Source organism: Sulfurisphaera ohwakuensis, assembly GCF_009729055.1.
Classification (GTDB): domain Archaea; phylum Thermoproteota; class Thermoprotei_A; order Sulfolobales; family Sulfolobaceae; genus Sulfurisphaera; species Sulfurisphaera ohwakuensis.
This window is the reverse complement of sequence record NZ_CP045484.1, coordinates 1,662,337-1,685,842: the sequence shown is the minus strand read 5'-3', so window position 1 is coordinate 1,685,842 and position 23,506 is coordinate 1,662,337. Positions and strand designations below refer to the sequence as shown.

Annotated in this window: 22 protein-coding genes; 7 read left to right on the top strand and 15 right to left on the bottom strand. The window is 32.2% G+C overall.

Annotation, left to right across the window (positions count from 1 at the left end):
* Nucleotides 1-35: 35 nt before the first annotated feature.
* Complete coding sequence (locus D1869_RS09400) at nucleotides 36-1,694, top strand: hypothetical protein (RefSeq protein ID WP_156014876.1); 1,659 nt, start codon at nucleotides 36-38, stop codon at nucleotides 1,692-1,694.
* Here D1869_RS09400 and D1869_RS09395 read toward each other — a convergent pair.
* Together D1869_RS09395 and D1869_RS09390 are read right to left on the bottom strand one after the other, a co-directional pair.
* Complete coding sequence (locus D1869_RS09395; RefSeq protein WP_156014875.1) at nucleotides 1,674-2,267, bottom strand: zinc ribbon domain-containing protein; 594 nt, start codon at nucleotides 2,265-2,267, stop codon at nucleotides 1,674-1,676. The two genes, D1869_RS09400 and D1869_RS09395, sit on opposite strands and share 21 nt — an antisense overlap.
* A gap of 46 nt (nucleotides 2,268-2,313) precedes the next feature.
* A complete protein-coding gene (locus D1869_RS09390) occupies nucleotides 2,314-2,700 on the bottom strand; it encodes a hypothetical protein (protein WP_156014874.1) in 387 nt (128 codons plus the stop codon).
* A gap of 37 nt (nucleotides 2,701-2,737) precedes the next feature.
* On the opposite strand from D1869_RS09390, the gene D1869_RS09385 reads away from it, so the two are divergent.
* On the top strand, nucleotides 2,738-3,052 hold the full coding sequence (locus tag D1869_RS09385; RefSeq protein ID WP_156014873.1) for a hypothetical protein: 315 nt from the start codon (nucleotides 2,738-2,740) through the stop codon (nucleotides 3,050-3,052).
* Here the strand turns inward: D1869_RS09385 and D1869_RS09380 are convergent.
* Both D1869_RS09380 and D1869_RS09375 read right to left on the bottom strand, forming a co-directional pair.
* Nucleotides 3,041-3,643 carry a hypothetical protein gene (locus D1869_RS09380; protein WP_156014872.1) on the bottom strand — a complete coding sequence of 201 codons (603 nt, stop codon included), beginning with the start codon at nucleotides 3,641-3,643 and terminating at the stop codon, nucleotides 3,041-3,043. The two genes, D1869_RS09385 and D1869_RS09380, sit on opposite strands and share 12 nt — an antisense overlap.
* The gene (locus D1869_RS09375) at nucleotides 3,630-4,541 is read right to left on the bottom strand and encodes an ABC transporter ATP-binding protein (protein WP_156014871.1); all 912 of its coding nucleotides are present in this window, start codon (nucleotides 4,539-4,541) and stop codon (nucleotides 3,630-3,632) included. Before D1869_RS09375 ends, D1869_RS09380 begins: the two co-directional genes overlap by 14 nt.
* A 118-nt stretch (nucleotides 4,542-4,659) precedes the next feature.
* Between D1869_RS09375 and D1869_RS09370 the strand changes: the two genes are divergently transcribed.
* The gene (locus D1869_RS09370; protein WP_156014870.1) at nucleotides 4,660-6,045 is read left to right on the top strand and encodes an ABC-2 transporter permease; all 1,386 of its coding nucleotides are present in this window, start codon (nucleotides 4,660-4,662) and stop codon (nucleotides 6,043-6,045) included.
* Nucleotides 6,046-6,055: 10 nt separating this feature from the next.
* On the opposite strand, the gene D1869_RS09365 is transcribed toward D1869_RS09370, so the two are convergent.
* From D1869_RS09365 to cbsA, 8 genes are all read right to left on the bottom strand, one after another.
* Complete coding sequence (locus D1869_RS09365; RefSeq protein ID WP_156014869.1) at nucleotides 6,056-7,462, bottom strand: MFS transporter; 1,407 nt, start codon at nucleotides 7,460-7,462, stop codon at nucleotides 6,056-6,058.
* 62 nt (nucleotides 7,463-7,524) lie between these two features.
* Entirely contained in the window at nucleotides 7,525-8,592 is a 1,068-nt protein-coding gene (locus D1869_RS09360) for a hypothetical protein (RefSeq protein WP_156014868.1), read from the bottom strand.
* A 29-nt stretch (nucleotides 8,593-8,621) separates the two neighbouring features.
* Nucleotides 8,622-9,065, bottom strand: coding sequence for a hypothetical protein (locus tag D1869_RS09355; RefSeq protein WP_156014867.1), 444 nt, complete (start codon nucleotides 9,063-9,065; stop codon nucleotides 8,622-8,624).
* 77 nt (nucleotides 9,066-9,142) lie between these two features.
* Nucleotides 9,143-9,433 carry an antibiotic biosynthesis monooxygenase family protein gene (locus D1869_RS09350; RefSeq protein ID WP_156014866.1) on the bottom strand — a complete coding sequence of 97 codons (291 nt, stop codon included), beginning with the start codon at nucleotides 9,431-9,433 and terminating at the stop codon, nucleotides 9,143-9,145.
* A 49-nt stretch (nucleotides 9,434-9,482) separates the two neighbouring features.
* Complete coding sequence (locus tag D1869_RS09345; protein WP_156014865.1) at nucleotides 9,483-10,970, bottom strand: cytochrome b; 1,488 nt, start codon at nucleotides 10,968-10,970, stop codon at nucleotides 9,483-9,485.
* A gap of 120 nt (nucleotides 10,971-11,090) precedes the next feature.
* Nucleotides 11,091-12,071: a Rieske iron-sulfur protein SoxL2 gene (gene soxL2, locus D1869_RS09340; protein WP_156014864.1), complete on the bottom strand. Its 981-nt coding sequence runs from the start codon at nucleotides 12,069-12,071 to the stop codon at nucleotides 11,091-11,093.
* Nucleotides 12,072-12,158: 87 nt separating this feature from the next.
* The gene (cbsB, locus tag D1869_RS09335) at nucleotides 12,159-13,103 is read right to left on the bottom strand and encodes a cytochrome b558/566 subunit B (protein WP_156014863.1); all 945 of its coding nucleotides are present in this window, start codon (nucleotides 13,101-13,103) and stop codon (nucleotides 12,159-12,161) included.
* Complete coding sequence (gene cbsA, locus D1869_RS09330) at nucleotides 13,100-14,497, bottom strand: cytochrome b558/566 subunit A (protein ID WP_156014862.1); 1,398 nt, start codon at nucleotides 14,495-14,497, stop codon at nucleotides 13,100-13,102. Before cbsA ends, cbsB begins: the two co-directional genes overlap by 4 nt.
* Before the next feature lie 192 nt (nucleotides 14,498-14,689).
* Here cbsA and D1869_RS09325 point away from each other — a divergent pair, with 192 nt between their 5' ends.
* The 3 genes from D1869_RS09325 to D1869_RS09315 are packed head-to-tail and all read left to right on the top strand — an operon-like array spanning nucleotide 14,690 to nucleotide 16,144.
* On the top strand, nucleotides 14,690-15,271 hold the full coding sequence (locus D1869_RS09325; protein ID WP_156014861.1) for a hypothetical protein: 582 nt from the start codon (nucleotides 14,690-14,692) through the stop codon (nucleotides 15,269-15,271).
* Nucleotides 15,264-15,653: a hypothetical protein gene (locus tag D1869_RS09320; protein ID WP_156014860.1), complete on the top strand. Its 390-nt coding sequence runs from the start codon at nucleotides 15,264-15,266 to the stop codon at nucleotides 15,651-15,653. Before D1869_RS09325 ends, D1869_RS09320 begins: the two co-directional genes overlap by 8 nt.
* 5 nt (nucleotides 15,654-15,658) lie before the next feature.
* Complete coding sequence (locus tag D1869_RS09315) at nucleotides 15,659-16,144, top strand: hypothetical protein (RefSeq protein WP_156014859.1); 486 nt, start codon at nucleotides 15,659-15,661, stop codon at nucleotides 16,142-16,144.
* Here D1869_RS09315 and D1869_RS09310 read toward each other — a convergent pair.
* Nucleotides 16,122-17,558 (bottom strand): hypothetical protein, encoded by a 1,437-nt coding sequence (locus tag D1869_RS09310; RefSeq protein ID WP_156014858.1) that lies wholly within the window; start codon nucleotides 17,556-17,558, stop codon nucleotides 16,122-16,124. The genes D1869_RS09315 and D1869_RS09310 overlap by 23 nt on opposite strands.
* 31 nt (nucleotides 17,559-17,589) lie before the next feature.
* On the bottom strand, nucleotides 17,590-19,098 hold the full coding sequence (locus tag D1869_RS09305) for a 4-hydroxyphenylacetate 3-hydroxylase family protein (protein WP_010979718.1): 1,509 nt from the start codon (nucleotides 19,096-19,098) through the stop codon (nucleotides 17,590-17,592).
* A gap of 614 nt (nucleotides 19,099-19,712) precedes the next feature.
* Here D1869_RS09305 and D1869_RS09300 point away from each other — a divergent pair.
* The gene (locus tag D1869_RS09300; protein WP_156014857.1) at nucleotides 19,713-22,328 is read left to right on the top strand and encodes an NHL repeat-containing protein; all 2,616 of its coding nucleotides are present in this window, start codon (nucleotides 19,713-19,715) and stop codon (nucleotides 22,326-22,328) included.
* Here D1869_RS09300 and D1869_RS09295 read toward each other — a convergent pair.
* Complete coding sequence (locus D1869_RS09295; RefSeq protein ID WP_156014856.1) at nucleotides 22,325-23,470, bottom strand: DUF973 family protein; 1,146 nt, start codon at nucleotides 23,468-23,470, stop codon at nucleotides 22,325-22,327. The two genes, D1869_RS09300 and D1869_RS09295, sit on opposite strands and share 4 nt — an antisense overlap.
* Nucleotides 23,471-23,506 lie beyond the last annotated feature (36 nt).

Below are 23,506 nucleotides of genomic sequence, written 5' to 3'. Positions count from 1 at the left end.
AAACTTATATAGTCGAAACGTTTTTCTTTACTGTGATGAAAAAGGTAATATATGCTCTACTAATAGTGTTAATTTTACCAATTTTTTCAATTATACCTTTAGCCTCAAATAATCAGACAATTCATGTTTACTATACACGATATGATAGTGTATATAGCAGTGGTGGTGTAAAAAACTTCTTGTTAAATTCTAACAGTGTACTATATACTGTCACATCAGTTATGTATAATAATACGATATCTGGAAATAATCAAGCTTTACATGCCACTTATAATAAATCTGTATATCTACTAACTTTCAACTCTATAAGCAACTATACTGGTAAAGTTAAAGTTAGCATATATACAAACAATTCTCTTTCACTTTACACAAACGTTCCTAACTTGATTAGAGTAATAGTATATAGTGCTGGACAATCAGAGCTAGTGTGGGCTGGGGTTGAAAATAGCTCTATTACAATTAATACATTAGCATATGTTAACGGTACTGGAACATTACTCCTACAATTCGCAAACGGTACTTCTATTGTTAACGTAACTTTAGGTATTAAGACTAATACTACATTAACTAAGGACATTAGCTTAAGCTTACTTTCAATGGGCTTCGCAATCTCTTCAACTACCAGTGGAGAACTTTCGATTCAAACACAAATTCCCAAGAGGTATTCTCCACTCTTTATGAGTGTAAATTATAACGGTACATCATGGAGCAATGAGTCTGGATATATAGTTACAGAGGCATATTTTAATGGTTCATTGACGCCAGCACTAGTTTGGAAAGGGATGGGATACGGTTTTGCTGGAGGATTGATGGGTGGTGGTAAGTTACAATTTAGTGAAGAAACCATAGAATTTTATGGTGTTAATGGTACCGTAGTTGGGTATGTTCATATGGTTAATGTTAACGGAACTAATTCATTTGGTCTAGGACCCATAAAACACAGTACTAACTTCGAGTTTTCTGAAATTAAAATAGTTGAAGTTCAAGGAGTCACTGTAGTTCATGGTGAATTTGTAGGGAAAACATATGTAAACGGAAATGAAATTATAATTGTTGCTAATAGTCACGGTAAGGTTTCTTCTACAGCTTACGTAAACTTTACCCATGTGGTTTCTGTAAATAATGAAGCTGGAGTTTTAGTACTTATTTACCTAAATAACTCAGCTAAATTTGTTGTAGTTACCAAGTCTAATGTTACTGCAAATGTGACAACTGTTAAACCAGAAAATGTTAGTAATACTACAGTAAAAATTCAGGGTAAAGCTTATGTAGCACAAGAAGTTATAGTCAATTCATCATCACAGTATATATTATTTAACGTTAGTCTTCTCACTAACAATAGTGAAGTTACAGTTTACAAATTAGTGAATGGAGAACTTATAGAATTAAATTCCTCAAATTACTTTATTGCTAACGGAAAGCTTATAGTATTTGATGATCCCTCAAATGTATACTATGTAGTATATAACCAACAACCAAGTACAGTTGCTACAACTACTTCAACATCAACTACACAGCAGTCAACTTCAACATCAACAACTAGTCAAACACCTTCAACTGCAACAACATCTCAACTAATACCCCCACTCTCTACAACAACCTCGTCATCAACAAATACAGTTTTGATTATAGGTATAATAATAGCAGTGATATTGATTGTAATAGGCTTAGTTTTAGTCCTTAGAAGAAGGTAAATTATTTTTTGCCTTCCCTTTTTCCATTATTCTTTTTGCACTCTCCATTACAGCAACAAGATAGCCAGCTATAATCATGTTATAAAGTATTGTAAATAATAAACCTCCTAAATAACCTATGGTAAGAATAAGAAATGATATTCTAAAAATTTCATCTTTCTCTATGTTATAAATTACTCTTATATAATCGGAAATAATAATACCACTGAGAGAAAATATAACATATCCAACTAAAGGTTGTTTTGATATAAGAAATAGGCCTAATGATGATAAATTAGCAAAATAATAATACCATTTAGCTTTAGACCCGTATATTGCTAATGAGAGAAGAATAGTAGCTATTGCGTTTATAATACTCATATATTGAGGAAAAATAGAAAAGCCTACTATACTAATTATATAAAATATTGATGCAAATAAGAGATAATAAAACACTACAATTTTCAATCTTTCTTTAGTTTCAGTGACTTCAGTGATTGATAAACTTCTTATTTCAAAGAGCGGATAATGACACTTCTCACAAAATTCCGCATTATCTGGATTTTCATAACCACATCTAGGACATTTTTTCATATACAATTTTTCATCATAATTACTAAAAAACTTAAAGAGAAAACCTTCAAGAGATTTTTAATAATTTTTTAAATTCATCTACGCACAAAAGTAATTTTTCCTTTAAATCTTCGTTTAACTCTACTTCAACGTTTAGTGTAATTTTTCCATCTTCTGAGATAAACGCAATAACTTCTCTTTCACCGAGATAAAATTTTATGTAATACATATCAGACATAACAATAGACTGAATGAAGTTACACTTCAAAAGAAATTCTTTTACTTTATCAACTATTTCCTTTACAAATTCCTCATGCTTCATTTTTGTTTCTTTAAATTCTACACCATCATAATCCCCTACTTTTATTTCTCCGTTGACAAGTATCGCATTTATCCCTTTCTTATTTATTTCTATCAAGATTTTGTCATCAATTTTTATTATTGATTTGGTCATGATAAATATATTAACCTCTGGGAAAATAAAATAAATTATGTCATTTCAAAGAGTTGAGGTAAGGAAAGACGGTATTGGTTTTTGCTATCAAGGTAGTTGGATTGTTGTCAATGTTTCCCAAGATGAGATAAGAATTGCTGAGGAAATTTCTTATGAAGTTGCTATAGGTTCTCAATTAGGTAAAATACAAATAGTAATTAAAAACGGAAAAGCTTATGTCGAATCCCCCCTAGGAAGACATGAATTAGCTAATTCATCTGAAATTATTTCTATGTTAAAAAAGATAAATGAAGAAGTTGTAAAAAGCAAAAACGCTGAACTCTATGAGAAATTAAGTAAATTACTTAGTTAAAAGAGACGATAATACCGCAACATAAGGTATTGCGACTATATTTAAAATAGGAATAAAAGAGAGTATTGCCGCTATATACAAGATGAGAAGAGAGACAGCATCTATTCTTATTAAACTAGATATTGCTGAAAAACCTTCGTTCATCGAGTCAACAATTTTTTTACCTCTTTCGGAAACGGAGAAACTTAACGCAAGACCAGTAAATACTAATGCTGATATTAATATTCCCACTACTGGAATGTAAGAGAAGATAAAGTTTACAAGACCTAATGCTATTCCAGCTATTATTGCATCGGAGAAAAATATACCTATACTGGAAAAAGCTCTAGAGATATCCCAATATCTCTTGTATGAGTAAATTGAAATTGCTAAAGCAAATATGTAAAATATGCTTACTATGACAGAAAGTATCAGTTTTACAACTACTCCGTATGGGGAAGAGATTCCAAAGATTGAGGAAATAGATACACCTAGTCCTAAAAGTAAAGAAATAATACCCACTACTATAGCACCAATTATCGCTATAATTAAAGTAAGGATAATGAGTCGATAATTGGCAAAAAGTTCATTAATCGCATCAACGGCTTTCACTTTTTTCACTCTCAGAAATTAATTGGAAGAAAACACTTTCAAGATTTTGTCTTTCATAACCAATTTCTATTAAACCATAAGGTTTCAGTTCACTCGATAGTTCAGAGATATCGCCCTTAAAATCAGATATAATTATTTGTCCATTCACTATAGCCGGTTTACCATATTTTTCAGCAACCTTTAGTGCTTCGTTGTAATTGTTTACCACTGCTTTTACAATGTTTGTTGAAACCATTTTCCTTAAGTCTTCCATCTTTTTAATTCCAATTATCTTACCTTTATGAATAAACACTACTCTATCTGCTATGTTTTCAACCTCAGATAAAATATGAGAAGAGAAAAGTATAGCTCTCCCTTCATTTTTCATTTTTATTGCTAAATCTTTAAAGAATTGCATCCCTGCAGGATCTAAGCCATTTAAAACTTCATCAAATAGAAAGTTATTAGGATTACCAGCTAATGAAACAGCTAAGGCGAACCTCTTCTTCATTCCTTGAGAAAACTTACCAATCTTTACGTTCATCCATTCTGAGAGACCAACCTCTTCTAAAAGCTTTTTGCCCAGGTTTTTAGCTTCTTGAGAGGAAATACCATAATAGCCAGCTAAATAGACAAAGTAATCCAAAGCTTTTACATCTGGCTCAAAATTAGGCAGTTCTGGAACCCAACCAACGTTTCTACTTGCTTTCCTTTTATCTTTAGTAATACTATATCCATCAATCTCCACATCACCCGATGTGGGAAAATTTACACCAGCTGAAATTTTTATTGTAGTCGTTTTACCAGCCCCGTTTAGTCCAACAAAGCCTACAACTTCTCCATTATTTACATCAAAGGAAACTCCTTTAAGAGCTAAGAAATCGCCATACTTCTTATAGAGATTTACTATTCTAATCATTAAGTTACATATTACTTCTAAATATAAAAAGTTTTTAGAAAGTGAATATGGTGTTGAGTCGTTAAAATTCTTCAATATAAGCATTAAATTTAAAATCTAATAACAACATGTAAAATATATGGTAAATCCGCTACTTTATGATTTTAGAAGAACATTTTTAAGACTTTCTGTATTAATTTTCTTAATACTCTTTGTTGTTGGTGGAGTAGGAATAATTTACGAGGCATATCATTCTCTCAATATATATCCTGCAGAACTATACAATTATAACGTAATAGTTACCGTTAGTCAAAATCAGGCTAGTGGAGTATATCATATTATAGGATTTGCCTTTGATACTGATGGTAATCCATTATCGGGAGTGGCTATAAAGATAAATAATAATACCTATGTAACTAACTCATCTGGATATATTGTAGTAGATACTTCTACTTTCCCATCGTCAATCACAGCTAATTATAATGGAGAAGAAAAGGTAATATTACATGTAAATATTAATCATATTTCTGTAGGATTTAATTCTTTCGGATCTAGCGTACAAACTAGTAACCAAATTGAAAATCCGTTTATTAATACTATAATTTTTGCAAATATAAGCAAACTAGTCGATTACTCAAGCATTGCATACGCTTCTCAGCCTTTCTTTCTGGTATTCTATGTTATAGCTGGTTACAATAGCACTACAGCACACTTTATATTTGCTGGCATTGGAAATTTTTCTGTAGAATTCAGAAATCTTAATAATTCTGTGATTAAAACGATCAACTTATCTGTTAACGGAATAAAAGATGATGTAATTCAGATACCTTCACATACCTTTTATATTTATGTCGGTGTTCCTAATGTCTCGTTAAGTGGAACAGGTATGCCTTTAGAACCAGAGATAGAATTCGAGATAGTAACCCCTATGCTAGGAGCTATGGGATTATTCTCGTTTGCATTTATTATAATCTTTATTTACGTTGCATACGTAATGTTTGGAAAGTTGAAAGATAGAGGATTAGACTTTATACTTTCTAGGCCAATAACAAGAGGACAGCTCTATTTTACAAGATACTTTTCTGGTGTCATATCTACGTTAGTAGCAAGCTTACTGTTTAGCTTAGCAATTTCAATAACGTCGTATTCATTATTACACTTTATACCATCTTTTATTGCTTATTACATGTTTATCTATACTTTTACGATCGTATTAGTATGGTATTCAATTAGCTACTTATTTTACTCTCTTACATCTCCAACTGCTGGTTTAGGAATCTCAATAGCATTATATTTTATTGTAGATATAGCAATATCCGTTATTAGCCTTTTATATCCGTCATTAAATAATGTACTAAGCTACTACATTAACCCTTCATCCGTTAGCTCATTAATCTCATATTACATGTTATACCTTCATTTCCCAAAGGGAGTTAATTTAGGGGTTTCAGTAATTAGCCAACTGTTGTGGATAATATTACCTGTCCTAGGAGGATATATTATCTTCAAACGATTGAATATATGAGATAAAAATTCTAAGAACTTAATTTTCTTTTTATCCCACTAGCCATTGAGAATATTGACGCAATAATAATTATTACAGCAGAAACTAGGAAAGCAAAGTGTAAGCCTTGAACAAAATCTGCACCAGTTTTCGGATCTAATGCGTTTGTACCTAATAAGATTTCAAACGCAACATATCTAGGAATAACTAAAGTAGCTATTGAAATGCTCATAACATAACTTAAGACAGTACCTATGCTTCCTAAAGTCCTAGAAATACCAGAAACCGAACCATAGTATTGCTTAGGCGCATAATACATTATTGCTGCTGCATTTGATGGCCAAAACATTGCTGAACCAATACCAGTTATTGCTGAAATCCATAAAATGTCATACAGTGGTGTTGTTGGTGTTAACAGGAGATAGTAAAGGAGTAAGGAGATAAATATGAATATCAACCCTATCCCAGCAATCAAACCTGGTGAACCTTTATCAGCTCTTCTACCCATTATTGGAGCTAGCACACTAGCTATAATATAACTAGGTGTTAACAGAAGAGAGGAATCTAACGGTGATAAACCTCTGACACCTTGTAAATACATTATTAATAGAAATGTTAAGGCTAATGCACCAACACCCTGCAGAAAGCTGGAAATGAGAGAGAAGGATAACAATCTTATTTTAAATACTGAGATGTTTATCATAGGCATTTTAACCTTTATCTCGTTATAAATAAACAGTGGCACTAGTAGGACTCCCACAAGTAACTCAAGAAGATATTGCATACTCATACCGTTAGCAGCCATGAACATAACTGAAAGTGATATGAAAGTTAATGAGATTCCGAGAATTAAAGCTCCAGTTATATCTAAGGATGATTTAACTTTATTTATATCTTTAATATTTCTTAAACCTATTATTACAGCTATTATTCCAATAGGAACATTAATGTAGAATATGAACCTCCATCCAAAGAATGTAGTTAAAATTCCTCCTAATACTATTCCAAGCAGAGCTCCAATATTCCATCCTAATGAAGTTATCCCATAAGCTCTTCCTCTTTCTTGAGGAGGGAAAATATCGGCAATTATGGCATTACTATTAGCAGTTAACATTGCACCCCCAATAGCCTGAATAACTCTAAATGCAATTAATTCGTAAATATTTGCTGAAGCACCAGCTAATGCAGATGCTAGGGTAAATAATATAAAGCCCAAGTTATAGATTTTACTTCTTCCTAGAATATCACCTAGCCTACCAGTCTGAGTAGTTAGTATTGCTAAAACCAAGAGGTAAGCTAATAATACCCAGATTGATGTAAGTAAGTCTGTATTTAGGTCTACAGTTATCGTAGGTAAGGCTAAAAGAACTATTGTAGTATCAACTGCAGCCATTAGTGTTCCTAATGTAAGTACTAAAAGTACAAGCTTGATATTCATTGCAATGCTTACTTAGTTCGGTAACTAATAAATTTTCTCTTATAGGTTTTTAGAATTTATAATTATAAAATCTGTCCTTGTTTAAGATTTTTACAAGATTCTTTTAATTCTGGTAAGTTGCATAACTCCTCTTTAACCTTACTACTGGCACCTTGGTAAAGGAAGTAAATGTAATCCTTATATGCAACATCTTGTATTTCTTTCATTAAATTAAAGTATTTTAAAAGTTCATCTGTCTTTTTACCAGCTATTCTATTAATCATTACCTTTATAGAGATAGCATACCTTTCTCTTCCATGTTTCTCTAATTCTTTCATAGCATGAGATAAAGCCTCTAAGCTTAAATCTCTAACGTGATCAACTTGCTCTAAATTAAAACTCGGAGAAGAAATTATTTCACTAACTAAAATACCCAAATCCCTAGAGGCAAAATATAGATCTGTAAACGCTAGTGGTGTTTGGGTAAGATGAGAAGATATCTTTTTTACCCCTTCTGATAATAAATCAACTTCACCAAAAGAAATGAAATTTGTTATAGTAGCAACTACTGGAGAGTAATCAGTATATTTTAGAAAGGAAAGGTGGTAAAAAGATAAATCAAAGAGAGCTTGATAGTAATTTAGGAAATGGGGTTCTATTTCTTTAAAGTAATCCTTAACAAGCTGTAAGTGCTTATTATCGAAATCCCTAGAGATAAATGCTTTATAAAGCTTATAAATTACATGAGGGGAAAGAGATATTGTCTTATTAATCAATTGTAAAGCGTTTGAGATTCCTTCCGTTATAAAGCTAGAATTAGGGGTAATATACCCTTTAGTTTCAAGTATTATTGCTGATAAGGCATTTCTCCAAGGATCGTTAGGAAGATAGAATGAGTTTACGGCTAAGAAAAGCTTATCATAGCATTGTGGATTATGTAGCTGATGCTGTTTTAACGAATAAGGGTTAATAAATGGGGAATCTCTAGCACTTTGAAGCAAAAATGATGCTTGTTGAAGATTTCCTTGACAAGAAAATTTATATGCTAAGATAAATGAGTATAATGGTCTAAGCTCTGGTATTATTTGATCTACTGGGAAAAATTCAGATGAGTTAAGATAATTTAAGAGGTAGGGAAAATAATTTACCATAAAAAATCTTTCTTTTCAATGCTTAAAAATTATTCAACGTTGAAGATATAGTTAGCTAATGCCTCTATCTGTGTTACACTTACTGATGTGGAATTTCCTATATAGCTAATCATTAAATATCCGTTTCCTTTATTTGTTGTAAACAAGACTGTATATCCGTGAACGTAAAGAGTATTAGTACCATGATATGGATAAGCGTATATTATTATCAATTCATCACCTAAACTGTCAGTTAGGTTTTCATATACTAATTCAGCATTCTTATAAATTTGCAATTGGGGTATCTTAGAATAGTAACCACTACCAATATATTCATAGTTAATTGTCCAGGAGTTTCCTAAGTATTTAGAAACCGCAGATGGCGAAATTAATGATAAATGTGTAGAAGTTGTTGGAGTAGCTGATAAAAACCCTAAAGATAATCCTGCTAAAATTAATAATATAGCAATTATCTCACCTATTGTAATTTTCATATGTCATCAAATATAGTTTAAACTCTATACTTAAAAACTTTTTGGAGTTAAAATAAAAAAATAATATCTTTACTTTTTTATGTGTTTACTTGTTGGAATACTTTGTGTGTTGGTCTACCCTCAATAATACTCCTACCATACTCAACAGTCTCCCTATAAGCAGTACTGTTGATAAAATTCTTATAAGACTCCAAATCCTCCCACTCACTATAAATCAAATACTCAGAAGGATCATCAACACTCCTATAAAGCCTAGCACCCCTAAAACCCTTAAAATTAGACAAAAAAGAAACAACCTCACCAAACTTCCTCTCAAACTCATTCTCAAAACCCCTCTTAACCCTATAATAAAAACCAACACTAATCAAAACAAAACACCCCCAATATAAATTTTGGGAAAAACTAATAAAAAATATTTTATTTCTTATATACTACGTAATGATACAAGGATATTGCCTCACCTAGCATTATAAATATCAATCCTAAGTCGATACCAAATAGATTAGAGGCTGGACCAGTTGAAGGTATTGTCCATATTTGTGCCGCTAATATTACTGCCATAATAAAGAGTATTGATATCAAAATCTCAGCAAATTTCTTTTTAGTTTCAGAGGCAACTTCTACTTTTCCTACAGCTTTTATAGGCAAATTAGGTAAGTTTTGCGTCATCATTTTAGTAATACTTGTAGATTGAGTTAATGATGGTGAAGAAGCATTTGTCTCTGTTTTTGGTGATGGTAAGAAATACATTCCTATAGCAACTATTACTGCTGGAGGTAAGAATGCTATAACTTGTTGCTTAAATGGTATTGGTACTCCAGGGGTTAGATCACCCCAAATAGTATTTTGAATTAAATACACAATCATTAGTATTCCTATACCAGTGAATACTTTCCTTTTTAGAGGATGCAGTTCTGCGCTTCTATCTAGGAATGGCACAATTATTAGGTAAACTAGGGGTATTATTGAGCTAAATAGTAGGAATAATAATACGTTGTTAGTGAAATCAGCCATCTTATATAGGAATAGGAAGAACCATGGTGGATAAGTTGTTATATGTGCAGCAGCTGGAGAATTTGGTGGAGGAGCAGGCTTTGGATTTAAGAATGGATTTAATTGCTGTGGTAATCCACTTAAATATGATAGTGCATTTGGAATAACTAGTATAAAGCCCCAAGTTAGGAAGACTAATGACATCATATAAACAAAATTCCTTGGCCACCATGGGTTAAATTTCATCCATTCCTCCTTTGTATATACTGCAGGGGCTTTTGGTTTTTCCTTCCTTGACGGCATCATTCCGTAGTGCTCGGCTAGGAAGAAGTGAAATACAAATAGCACTCCAATAAGTGCAGCAAAAATTATATGTAATGCTAATACTCTACCGTACTGACCAGCATCGTAATTTCCAAATAATACTGGTAATAATCCCGATAATCCAGGAACTGAAGAAACTATTCCAGCACCTACATCTACAGCACTAGTAGCCAATGCATCACCGATTAAGCTATATCCAAGGAAAGAAGTACCTAATGTTAGAACTAACATAATAACTCCAATTATCCATAGTAACTCTCTAGGTCTTTTGTACGCTCCAGCGAAGTAATTTCTAAACATATGAACATAAGCTAAAATTATCATTGCATAAGCGCCATATAAGTGGCTATAGAGGGCTACAGATCCATAAGGAACTTTATCTATGATGAATAATGTGGACTCATATCCTTGGTCAGGATTATAATAGAGAAGTAGTATTAAACCGGATATTACAGTATAGATAAATGCTGAAGCTACTAGTGCTCCTAGCCAGAAATTGACTTTATACATATAGTCTGGTGTTCTGAAAAATGGTAAATCATCTAATCCCAGTCTTTCCTTAAACCAATTTGAGACTCTATCACTCATATGATTAAATTAGAAAGATATTAAAAAAGGATTAAGCGTTGGACTGATTTTTAAGAAATGATGAAGATACTTCACTATTTATCAAAAATTAAATAAGAAAATAATAAAAAGAGGAAAAAATTAACTTCCGCTAAAAGGATTTTGAGTATTTTGAACAGTCGTCTTGCTACCCACTGGAGACCCAAAACTATTATCTAAATCAACTTTTGGATTAGATGACGGTACGCCGTTAGCTCCTTCTGGATAAACCGCAACTCCTATAGATCCTACAGCATAAAGATAGTCTGTACTAGAATCCCACTCTAATACAACAGTAGGTAATGGTCTCTGTGTAGGACCAGTTAAAACAGCAGCACCACGATAAGGATCATATGTAGAACCGTGACAATCACAATGGATTATTGCTGGCACTTTAGCTTGTTTAGCAGCTAATAATGCTTGGGCAGTTAATTGATCTGGTTCTGGTGCAGTTAATTGTGAAGGACTAACATATTGTGGTGGATAAAAGTGTATATATGGTGGAGTGCAACCAAGGTGCTGGCATATTGCACTATAAGCTACGATTGATTTATTTGGACCTACTCCTCCAGGAAAGTCATAAGTATCTCCAGTCTGTGGAACAACAACTTTTGTTGGAGGTATTTCTACTGGTTTGCCAGACGAATCTCCTAGATTCAATAGGAAGTTCGGTTCCCCGGTCATAGGGTATTCAAAGAGAACAATATAAGGACTGTTTACTGGTATTTCAGAAGCTTTAATTGGATTTCCAGATGAATCTACAAGGAGAGATTTAGGAAAACCAGAAACAGCTGCTACTTGAGGAGGAACTATAACTTCTACTCCAGGGATGATTGCAGCTACTGTTGCAGCAGCTATCCCAAAGATTAAACCTTTAAGGAATTTTCTCCTTTTTTCATCAACATTACCTACGTTTTTATTTACATAGTTAAATAAATAGTCCTCTCCCTTGGAAACAAATTCTTTGCTATCGAATCTAGTCTTAGGATCTCTCATTTTAGCTAACAATCTCTTTATAAAGACAAGATCTGAATAATTAAGCACAGCCTTTTCGTCTTTATCTCCTAATCTTATCTTTATCATTTTTTATCACAATAAAAAGTGAGCATTATATCATATAACTTTTTGCCGTTGGACTAAAGATATTAAATTAAAAAAGAGTTTAATTTATTATTGATTTTTTACTTTTAATTTTTGTGATAAATATTTAATAATACTTTCTTCTTTCATCTCATTATAACACATGAGAACATAACCAATAGTAGGAACTAACATGTACATTAGCAAAAGATAGCCATATATCCCAAAAAACACATTGGATATTAGCATAAAATAACCAATTCCTGCAGAACCATTACCTTTAATAATGATAGAAATGATGGAAAACGTAATTATTCCTAAGAAGTAAACTAAATAGAGTAAGTGAGAAGGATTATAAATAGTTATACCGAGGGCTGAAGGAAGTATCATTTCCATTAGGATTTGTATATACTTATTTGTTATAATCTCATGAGCGAACATAATAAACGGATACATGCTCATTAAGCCCACAATATAAGCAATAATACTCCTTTTACTAGTTATCCTCCTCCATAGTATAGTATAGACTAAAAATGTAACTGCAGAAAAAATGAGAAAATCTAAATAACTTACGTAGAGGGTAGTATGATAAAAGGTAATGAAAAACGATGCTATTAACCCTAGTCCTACTAGTATTCCAGATGGAATGAGAAGTACTACTTTTATACTACTTTTGACAGTAGCTTCGATCAATGCTGTAATAGCTATTATTATTACAAATATTTCAATACCGTAATAATATGTATAGTTGACGTTTAAATACGCTAAAATAGGGGATATTATAAGTAGTATTGATAAAGGTAGAAGAGCTTTCACTTTGTTAGACAAAAGAAATGAGACTAGAATGAGGGAAATGAAAAAGATGTAAAAAGAAACTGCACCTGTTCTGAGAAGAAACATTTCAGCAGGGATATGAATAGGTAAGGCTGAAGGAAAAATAAAAGCTTCAGAAAACATGAATTGAAGAAACCCAGAAATGCCTAAAATTACAAAAAAATATTTTATATCTTTCTCAAGGAAGGATAGAATTTTCATCTTCTGTACACCACATATAATACTACTAAAGCTAAAATAGCTATAACTGCACCTACTACAGTAACATCTACTGTAGTTGAAGGAATTGCAGCTGATGTAGATGTAGATGAGACTGAAGTAGTAGTTGTAGTAGTCGTAGTTGGTGGAGTGGTTACTAACTGTAATGTTAAGAACGAGGATGTTATAGACTTATCAAATAAGGTCTCTCCTAATTTACCCTGCCATACTGCGAAGGCAACATAATAGGTTTTCCCAACTGTTATATTAGGCATCCAATTGGCATAATTTGGTGGTACAGCTAGTGGTCTAGCAAACTCTACAGTCCAATACCCATTACTCCATGTAGCACCAGTCCATATGAAGAATAGTGAACCATTTAATCCTTTAGATGCTACTGGTGTATACCATATTCCAGCACAATCAACCTCATACATATTAGTATTATTTGAGTAAAGGGGTACAGCAAATCCATGATTTCCAGGATCAACATATGGTAAACCTGTTAAAGACTCATTCTGCCATAGATTCGCTTTAAATGCTGGATCGTAAGTGGAATTATTCCATGTAGCTCCCGATACCCACATCCAAATATTAGCTGCACCTCCTGGTTGAGCTAAAGAACCTCCAGCATCTTTAAAAGTAACCCCATCGAATGTTTGCCCGGGGTATTTACCACCTATATTCATACCGTCCTTACTTGGTGGTATTACACTACCCATATACCACATCATAGCAACTCTATCTGGATAATACCATGTTGAATTAGTATAATAGCCATAAAACATACCATCACTGTATAATAATTCCTCCATTGGTCTCAAGGAGTGCCATAAGACAATTGAACCATTAGATAAGACAGTTATTTGTGTTCCATTAGGAGTAGGTAAAAGTATACCAGAATAGTTAAGAACTAGCCTACCCTGATATGTCTTTCCATTTACAACGGCTATGTAATTTGTATAATTCTTTTCTATAGTATATGTGGTTCCTGGTGTAAGCATTATTTGTCTAAATAATCCTGGGCCAGAAGCTGGAGGATAAAGTGCACCTGCAGCTGCTGACCAAGCACCAAATGCTGGGTTAGGAGCGTACCATTTTACTAATACAAATATCCACGATCCATTCCAAGCAGCCTTAACTAAAACATAATGTGTTAAACCAGAAGTTGGTGCCTGAGGAATGTTTGCTGTTAGGGAAATGTTAATCCATGGGATTTTTGACCAATAAGATGCTGAGCCAGGATTAGATAAATCGGCTGTACCAACAACTTTGTATACTGGTATGTCCGGAGATGTTTGTGCCATAGGAGTATTGGTTACTGCTAATAATACTCCTAGTAGAAGAACTGAGAGAGCAATACTTATGGTTAATTTGGTAGAAGGTTTTACACTCATTTTACCACATTTAATAAGTTAAGTAGTTCAACTCAAAAATGTTAATCGTTGGACTGATTATCTAATTCTACTTTTGTTCTCAAAATGATTTAATTATTTAACTTTATCTCATAAATGGTTAACATTGTTAATCATTAATACGACATATTTTTAAATTTAGGAATATAAACCCTTAAATAGATATCTTTACGTATGTGTTTATTAAGAGTTATTAATGTTACAAGACCCATAATATCAAATGATGTGATTTTGCTTAAAGATGAAATCTTCTCGAGGTTAAGAGATGAGGTTTATGTAAGAGTTTTAAGTAGTGATAAAAGAGACGGTGAAATCAGTAAAAGTTATTTTTATTTTATAGTTGATAAGCTTAGGAAAATGGGACTTTTACTAGATAACGCTATATCATTTAAAGTGGTTATTCCTTATGCTCTTAACGATAAAGGGGGAATAGTTCTAAAAGACGGAATAATATATATAACTAATAAAAAACAGCTAATTTATTTTGACATGAATGACACAACATATATCTGCGGAAATTGCTCAGTTATTTTATCTTGTGTCCAAGGATTAAAGCAAATAGCTTATGAATTGGGAATTAAAATTAGAGATGACAATCCTAATTTAGCATGGTATAAAATATTAGAAAGTATTCAGAGATCATTATTAGAAGCTTCTATGTCATTGAAGTTAAAGTTAGGAGATATACCTTTTGGGAATAGAATATGTTGTGAGGAAGAGGAGGTGAAAGAGAACGAATCCCAAATTAATTTATAGATACTCAATTGTTAGTATAGTAGTCCTATTTGCGACTTTCACTTTAGGATTATTAAGGGCACTACTTGATAATGGCATTATAAAGAATTATTATATGTCAGAAGAAGTGCTAATTTTTCATATTATCTTTGCTTTAGCCTCTGGAGGACTAGGATATTATCTTTATATTTTGGCTTCGAGAACTGGACTTTTATTCCCTAAATTTATAGCAACAAGTAATATTGTTTCAATAGCTATAGCTGGATTTTCGGGCTTAGGCTATTTGCTTACACAAAACGATGAATTTACTAGAGTGATGCTTTATGGATTTGAAATATCACTAGCATTATCATCAATGCTGGTAGGGTATTTGTATTGTTTCATGAGAGTTTGTAATAGGTAATGAGAATGGATTTGAAATATTTTTCTATCTTTTACTCTATTTATTCTATGTTATCAATCATAACTCTCTATTTAAATTATGAAGTTATCAGTATTATAGGACTAATCTTAGCATTTATTTCAGCCTATTTTTTAAGAAGAGTATTCAAGAAACTCACATCTAGACAAGAGTTTAAAATACCATATGCTGGTGCATATTTAATGCTTTTAGGTTATCTAGGAATACTTATAGGAATTCCCGCATCCTCAATATCTGTAGTTCATCTTCTGGGTTTAACTCTAGTACTAATTGGTGCACTATTCGTTGATATTGGAATACTAACTGCCCTAGTTTTAGGTAACTTCAGACTCTCAAACTTAACACAAAATAGTAAGTTAAAAATTATAGCAATACTCTTTCTTCTCGGACTTATAACAAGTTTTGATATAAGAGTTGTAAGTTACATGCTGTATCTGATCTCCTCATTTCTCACTCTGGCGGAATCTCTTTGAATATGTCTTCTATTCTTATTCCCTCTCTTTTCCTATATTCCTTCGATACTAGATAAACAATTACAGCCGTAACTGGAGGTATTAAAATAGTAAGTAAATCAAATACCTCATTACCGGTAAATATTATATTTCCAAAGGATGGATTTGAAAAACCGAAATATAGAGTATATATTACGGTAAATAACATACTAACTGAAGATAGTATTCCAATAATTCTGTATTTTCTTATAGAAGCAATACTGACAATAAGATAACTCCATAAGATAAACCATATTCCATCTATTGCAAAGCTTACAGAATAGCCTTCATAAACCTCTATCCATGAGAAAATTAAAGATATTGCAAATGAGAAAATTAGTGATTTTAGTGGTGTCCCTTTCCATACATCAGCAAAAAATGCTGGAAGTATTCTGTCAAACGACATAGAAAATAAAAGTCTTGAGGACATGACAAAATTTTGCATTGCATATAATAAATACCAGCTAAGAGAAGTAATGACAATCAAAATGACTACTAATTTGTTTGGAAACGAAATTGTTGCAAAGGATATTAAACTATTCGGTATTATTGGATAGTTCCATCCATTACTTTCAATCTGCAAATACATGCTTTTACCTATAGTCATTTCCACAGAGATCACAATGAGTATACTGAAGAGCAAATTGAGAAACCAACTTAGAAAATAGCCGTAACGCATTCCCTTTCTAGGCTTCTTAACTTCACTGGCAAAGTAAGCTGGAGCGTTAATAAATGCGAAGTAGCTGAGAATCATTATTTGCGTTAAAGCTAATGTTTGTGGTAAGTTGATTTTAGGATCTCTATAAAATTCATGGAAGTGAAATAACGAGAAAATAACTAAAATTGTGCTTATAATTTCTGCAAATGTTAAGTACCTTATGGCTTTAAAATATACTTTCACTGACAATGAGAGGACAAGAGTAACCAGGGTAAAAAATAATGTAAGAACGAACAAAAACGTCGGAGTACTTAGTATTTCATTTCCTAAGTTAATTAACCCTTGATTGTTTGTCACATAACCAATACTTTGTAATCCTGGTACAACTACGTAAATGACCTCTAACATACTTAGTACCGGAAATCCCATTACAAAGCTCATAAAAAGTGAAACAGCCATTAATACTCCTCCGAAACCGTTTAAATTTCTAGATACAAATATATAGTCAGCTGAAGCCCTACTATATTCTACAGATATTAAATAATAATTTATAACAAGAGGCAATGTAAATAAAGCTCCTAGTAGAACTGAAAGTAGCCAACTTGCGTTAGGTATTGTTGAAGCTACAAATAATGGATAGTTGAGACCGGCTATCGCTCCCATAAAGGATAAATTAAGTAATGTAATGTCAAGCGAGTTAAGTTCCTTTATAAGACCACTAGTTTTTCTCAGGAACACAAAAGGGGATATTAGAGTGAGAGATAAAAAATTAACTTTTTACTAATTTTTCTGTCTCACTTTCTCTCCAAGGCTCTGCTTTAGGTTTCCACTGTAAATCAGTCTTCTTCCCAGCTAACCTCTTTGCAACTTCCTCAGCATAGTTTAAGTCATAAAGTCTGCTAAACATTATTCTTTGTGCTGCTGGACTTCCTGCACCGTGTACAGATTCAATTTGGAATGCAACACCTAGGCTAACGTTTTCCAGTAATCTGACCATTCTTAATCTATCTTCAGCTGTATAACCCTCGACACCTTGTAAGTATTTGGCAATATATTCTCTTAATTTAGGATTCTTCAAATCCCACTCACTTGGCGCAGTTCCTATTATCCCACCAGCAATATCGATAGAGAGCTGAGAAATTTGTGCTGGGAATCTAGCTACTAGATGTTTTGTAACATTAGCGTGCATAGGATTAACCCACCAACAATTATCGCAAACCTTAACTGCATTTAAACTAGCTGCAATTCCTGCAGAATACATGGTCTCAGTTAAGAATATCATTTCCGTTAGTTTTTCTTGTACATGTGAAGCTTTTTCCACTCCTAATTGTTTTGCTAAATTCATTGAGGCACCAATAATTACATCTCCTAAACCAGCCTTGCAACCACCATATCCTTGTCTATGATATGCTGAGAATACTTCAACTAATTGTGAAGTAAACTCGTATTCTCCCATTAAGAATACTCTATCCATTGGTACAAAAACATGGTCAAAGATTACTAAACCCTCGTGGTTATAGAAGTACGGTAAAGCATCTATGTCACCACCCTCTAATCTTCTAGCATCATTTAATTGTCTACCAACAATAATCTTTATACCCTCAGTATCTGTAGGTATTGAAAAAGCAACAGCATAATCTTTATCTTCTGGCCCCATAGCCCTAGTGGGTAAAACCACTATTTCTTCTGTTGCAGCTACACCAGTAATATTTGCCTTTGCGCCAGAAACATAAATACCGTCTTTTGTAACTTCCTCAATTCTAACATAAGCGTTCTTATTTGGCTGTTGATGTGGTTTTAATGTTCTTACACCTTTTGCATCTGTCATAGCACCAGCTAATGCTAAATCCTTCTTTTGGACGTAACTTAAGTATTCGACAAATCTATCCTTATACTCTTTTTTACCTTTTTGAGCCATTATATTCGTCATAATCCATAAGGTATTTAGAGCATCCCATCCTACACATCTTTGGAAACATGCACCGGTCTTATGGCTTAATTTTCTTAACAACTTTACTTTAGCAGCTAAATCCTCTGGTGACCTGTGTATATGATTAAATCTATTCACTTCTTCATTTATGAAGGGACTCCATGCTCTGGCTAATTCTTTTGTGTCTTCTTCCCAAGCAGCATCAAATGTTGCCTTAAATGCCATTACAGAAGGTTTCAAGAAGGGATGAGTGGTTACATCCTTTACTTCTTTTCCCATTACGTAAATTTCAGCCTTATTTCTAATTTTTATAGAATCTAAATATTGCTCTCCAGTTCTAATTGCCATAGGAGTATGTATATTTTAAAGTTTTTAAACTTTTGTATATGTTTCTTATGAACGATATTCAAAGCCTTTAGTAACTATAAAAAATTTTGACCATGACATAAGAAGAAGTTCCACAGACTAAAAATCATTACCAGTCAAGATATAACACAATGTAATTAACATATAGAATAATTTGAGCAAATAATACAGCTCTTACCTTTAGTACTAACTATATAAGCAATCTATTTGTATTTTTAACAAGGTTCTAGCAATATGCCACGATATACAATATATTTTATCAGTAGCGAGTAATTTATCTAAGAGTCTTCACACTTTGCCTAACCTCGTGATATTAATCTTTAGCAACAAACTTCACAGAAATAAGTATAGCTCATCCAGATAACTGGAATGGAAATACTTATGTCTAACTTAACGTCTTATCAAACTTACTAGAAAAAGGATAACTACGCGAAAATCATTTCTCACCCATTGAGTTGTTTTCTTAATTATCATTATTTCAAAATATTATAAATTTCTCGAGAATGGAAGAGGAAAGAAGTTTTTACTTTGCATATTAAGTGAAAATATTGTTCTCGTATTATAGCTTTTTAAATCTTGTTTTTTATTCTTATACGATGAAATCCTATTTACTTATTCCTCTTTTCGTAGTCCTTCTCTCAATCATCCCTTCATCTATGTTTATTATTCATACAGTCTCACAAGAATCAAGTGTTACTGCAGTACAACCATTAGGTATAACTACAGATGGTAATTACTTATATGTTACTACGCTTAATGGTATCGTTACCTTAACTTCTAATTTATCAGTAGAGGATTTTATACCGCTTTATGGTTCTACAATATCTTTAATAGTAAATAACACTTTGTATGCGACTAACTATTTTAATAATATATTAAGTATAATTAAAGATAATAAAATTGTTGGAAATATTTCTTTAGGAGGAAACTTTGAACTCATAGGTAAAGCTCCTTCATTACCAAGAATGTTTTATGGATATGGTATGGCTTTCGATCCTCAAAACAATCTACTTTACGTTGCAGATAGTAACTTAAATTACGTAGTTGCCATTAATATTACTAGTGGTAATAAGACTTTCATTTACGGTTTAGAAGAGCCAACAGATGTCATTTATTACAACGGGCTAACTTATGTATTATGTTATTATAGTGATCATATTGTAGTCCTAGATGGAACTAAAGAGATAGAGACTATAAATGTAGCTTTACCCCCCTCGATGGGAATTATAATAAACAATCTAATGTATATATCATCCTTTGATTATAGTTACGTTATAGTATTAAACTTAACAAGTGGTAAACAAACTCTTATCCCTACTGGTAACAATCCCTATTTCTTTGCTTATGATCCAGATAATGGAAATGTGTATTTAACTGAATTTGGTGCAGGGAAAATTGCTGTTATCCACGATACCAAAGTTATAGGAAATTACTCTATAGGTTCTCAACCAGCCGATATTATATACTTCAATGGTCTTTTATACGTGGTTCTATATGGAAATAACGAGATAGTAGCACTAAATCCTAATAATATGAGTGTAGTCTATTCCATGACTTTAACAACTACTTATACTGATGCGATTGCTTATGACTCATCAGTTTACGTTACAGAATATTATAACAATAGAATAGTTCAAATAAATTCTTCTGGAGAATTTGAGATAAATCTAGATTCAAATCCTTATAGTATAACTGAAGGTAATGGGATCATTTATGTTACTTGCCCTAATTCGAATAGAGTAATCGAGCTATCGCCAACATTAAAAATACTAGGCTACATAAAAATCGACGATCCTACGTGGATAATTTACTATAATGGATATTTATATGTCACAAGTTACAATAAGAACCTTCTATATGTCATACCCCCTTACGGGGGGAATATTACTATTAGTACTGGTAAGGGGCCAAATTATATAACCGTCTATAATGGAGAAATAATAGTTACTGATCAATTATCTAACCAGCTTACAATTTACCAAAATGGCGTAACAAAAAATATAAACTTGAGTTTTCCCCCTCTGAGTGTTACAGGTTATGACGATTACATTTACGTAATAGGGAACGATAGAATAGCTATATATAATAATAACTTCACGCTGTTGAACGTTATTTATTTTACACCCGTTAACTTACCTATTCCGATTCTACCATTTGAAGAAGCATTAGTCTATAACAACTCAGTTGTTATAGCTTATGGAAATAATTTAGGAATATTTAAAGGAGTGAACGAGATATCCTCTTATCACTTTAATACCACGATTATGAGCATAACAACGCTTAATGGAAATATCTATGTATTTTCACCAGAATCAGAAGTAGTTATATTACAAAAACCTCCAGTATATTCACTAGTAATTCATGAGGAAGGCTTACCTAAAGGGACTGAATGGGGGATCGAGATAAATGGAAGCGTGATTAAAACCATTAACTCGACATTAATATTAAACCTAACTGAAGGAGTTTACAATTTAACAATTCTAATACCGAAGTATTACTATTCTAATATTACATACGAAATTGTAAACTTAACATCAAATCTTACAATTTCTGTTCACTTTTCAGCAATATTATTCAAAGTCTTATTTGAAGAAAAAGGTCTACCTAATGGAAGTGAATGGGGAGTAATAATAAACGGAACTAAAATATTATCATCCAATATTTCAATAGTCTTAACTTTACCAGAAGGTATTTATAACGTGAGTATTATTAGTCCAGTTTTCTATAAAACTAATCAGAGCGTTATGATTATTAATATATCGGGTAATCAAACCTTTAAACTACTATTTTCACCAATTCTTTTCAACGTGATATTTAACGGGACTGGATTACGTAATGGCATGGAATGGGAGGTAATAATAAACGGATCTACTTATTCGACGAATTCCTCCACACTAATTATTAAACTACCACATGGAATATATTCATATACTGTTGTAGCCCCTAAAGGATATAATTCCTCAATTGTTAAAGGAGAATTTACTCTAAGTAATAACTTAACAATTACTATATCATTTCAAAAAATTGTTATAAAAACTTCAACTAGTACAATTACTAAAGCAACAACTACAAAAACAACAGTAGTAACTACTTCATCCTCTTTTACCTTTATTCATTCAAATAACTCTACTAATGTTAAAGTGTATATTGGAGTCTTATTAATCATTATAATCGGGGTTATCCTTTCGGTATTTATAATGAGAAAACGTTAAGTAGTTTCGTATTTTATTTTTACTACTTGATCTGGGTAATATATATTATAGGTTCTTAAAGTAAGGTAAAGTTTATACTCTTTTCCTTTTAATAACCCTAATAAAGCTACTTTATCGAATTTTATCAAAACTTGGTTGTTTCCTATCTGTAAGCTTTGAGGCTGTATAGACAATGGAGAATACGGTAAATTTTCTATTTTTACTGAAGAAATTATACAAGGCTGAGAGACATAAATATTAAGATATACTGTGCCATCAGACTTCAATATTCCGTTTCCGTTAATTACAAAAGTAGTCTGTGATTGGGGCATCGATGTTGGCGTGTATGATTGGGATAATGTAGAGGGTAATACTTGTTTTGTCGGTTGCGGGGATGGAATCTTTTGCGTTTGATATGACTGTTGCTGTACACTTCTAGTCTCTTGTGATTGTAACCTACGTACCTTAACAGTTTCCTTATAGTAGATGGGATGGGTTATAGTGAGTTCTTCATTTCCTTGAGTTTTTATTTTACTTGAGAGAACATTTTTAGTTGAAGGGGCCTTTATATTTGACATGAGCGGAAAATAATGAGCAATTTGTTGTGAACTTATCTTCCTTAAACCTAAATAGGCTATTATATATCCAAAATATGATAAAACTACAGAAGTTATTAGCATTCCTCCGTTTTTTAACGTAGAATTCTTCATTAGCTCTCCTAATCTCATTAACCCTATTCCTAAAAATATATTGCCACTAATATAGAATACTAGAGTTAATATTTCAGCTGAAATCCAAGCCAATATAGTAATTACATTAATAACTGAAACCAATGCAGATAATAAGACTAATAAATTGCCAGTAAATAAAAAGATTGAAGCAACAACATTTAGTAAAGCACCTAATGTAGTGTTATGATCTAAATTTAATATTCTTAAACCTATTCTAATTCTATAAAAAGACGCCATATTAATAATACCTACAAAAGCTCCGCTTAAAATCATTGGAGAAAATATTGATAGGAGAAATCCATTAATTGTCACGTTCATGGGCGGTGTGATTCCAAAAAGTAAGGAAATATACCAGATAATAACTGCAAGAGGTAAAGATAAGATAATAATTAGCATACCTAAACTGAGATATTTAATTGCAGAAGAGCTCATATGATAATCGTGGACTATGTTAATAAAAAATTTTAA

Bases quoted from the DNA above. Each gene is read 5' to 3' on its own strand.
- D1869_RS09400 (WP_156014876.1), top strand. From the start codon at position 36: ATGAAAAAGGTAATATATGCTCTACTAATAGTGTTAATTTTACCAATT.
- D1869_RS09395 (WP_156014875.1), bottom strand. From the start codon at position 2,267: ATGAAAAAATGTCCTAGATGTGGTTATGAAAATCCAGATAATGCGGAA.
- D1869_RS09390 (WP_156014874.1), bottom strand. From the start codon at position 2,700: ATGACCAAATCAATAATAAAAATTGATGACAAAATCTTGATAGAAATA.
- D1869_RS09385 (WP_156014873.1), top strand. From the start codon at position 2,738: ATGTCATTTCAAAGAGTTGAGGTAAGGAAAGACGGTATTGGTTTTTGC.
- D1869_RS09375 (WP_156014871.1), bottom strand. From the start codon at position 4,541: ATGATTAGAATAGTAAATCTCTATAAGAAGTATGGCGATTTCTTAGCT.
- D1869_RS09370 (WP_156014870.1), top strand. From the start codon at position 4,660: ATGGTAAATCCGCTACTTTATGATTTTAGAAGAACATTTTTAAGACTT.
- D1869_RS09365 (WP_156014869.1), bottom strand. From the start codon at position 7,462: ATGAATATCAAGCTTGTACTTTTAGTACTTACATTAGGAACACTAATG.
- D1869_RS09360 (WP_156014868.1), bottom strand. From the start codon at position 8,592: ATGGTAAATTATTTTCCCTACCTCTTAAATTATCTTAACTCATCTGAA.
- D1869_RS09355 (WP_156014867.1), bottom strand. From the start codon at position 9,065: ATGAAAATTACAATAGGTGAGATAATTGCTATATTATTAATTTTAGCA.
- D1869_RS09345 (WP_156014865.1), bottom strand. From the start codon at position 10,970: ATGAGTGATAGAGTCTCAAATTGGTTTAAGGAAAGACTGGGATTAGAT.
- soxL2 (WP_156014864.1), bottom strand. From the start codon at position 12,071: ATGATAAAGATAAGATTAGGAGATAAAGACGAAAAGGCTGTGCTTAAT.
- cbsB (WP_156014863.1), bottom strand. From the start codon at position 13,103: ATGAAAATTCTATCCTTCCTTGAGAAAGATATAAAATATTTTTTTGTA.
- cbsA (WP_156014862.1), bottom strand. From the start codon at position 14,497: ATGAGTGTAAAACCTTCTACCAAATTAACCATAAGTATTGCTCTCTCA.
- D1869_RS09325 (WP_156014861.1), top strand. From the start codon at position 14,690: ATGTGTTTATTAAGAGTTATTAATGTTACAAGACCCATAATATCAAAT.
- D1869_RS09315 (WP_156014859.1), top strand. From the start codon at position 15,659: ATGGATTTGAAATATTTTTCTATCTTTTACTCTATTTATTCTATGTTA.
- D1869_RS09305 (WP_010979718.1), bottom strand. From the start codon at position 19,098: ATGGCAATTAGAACTGGAGAGCAATATTTAGATTCTATAAAAATTAGA.
- D1869_RS09300 (WP_156014857.1), top strand. From the start codon at position 19,713: ATGAAATCCTATTTACTTATTCCTCTTTTCGTAGTCCTTCTCTCAATC.
- D1869_RS09295 (WP_156014856.1), bottom strand. From the start codon at position 23,470: ATGAGCTCTTCTGCAATTAAATATCTCAGTTTAGGTATGCTAATTATT.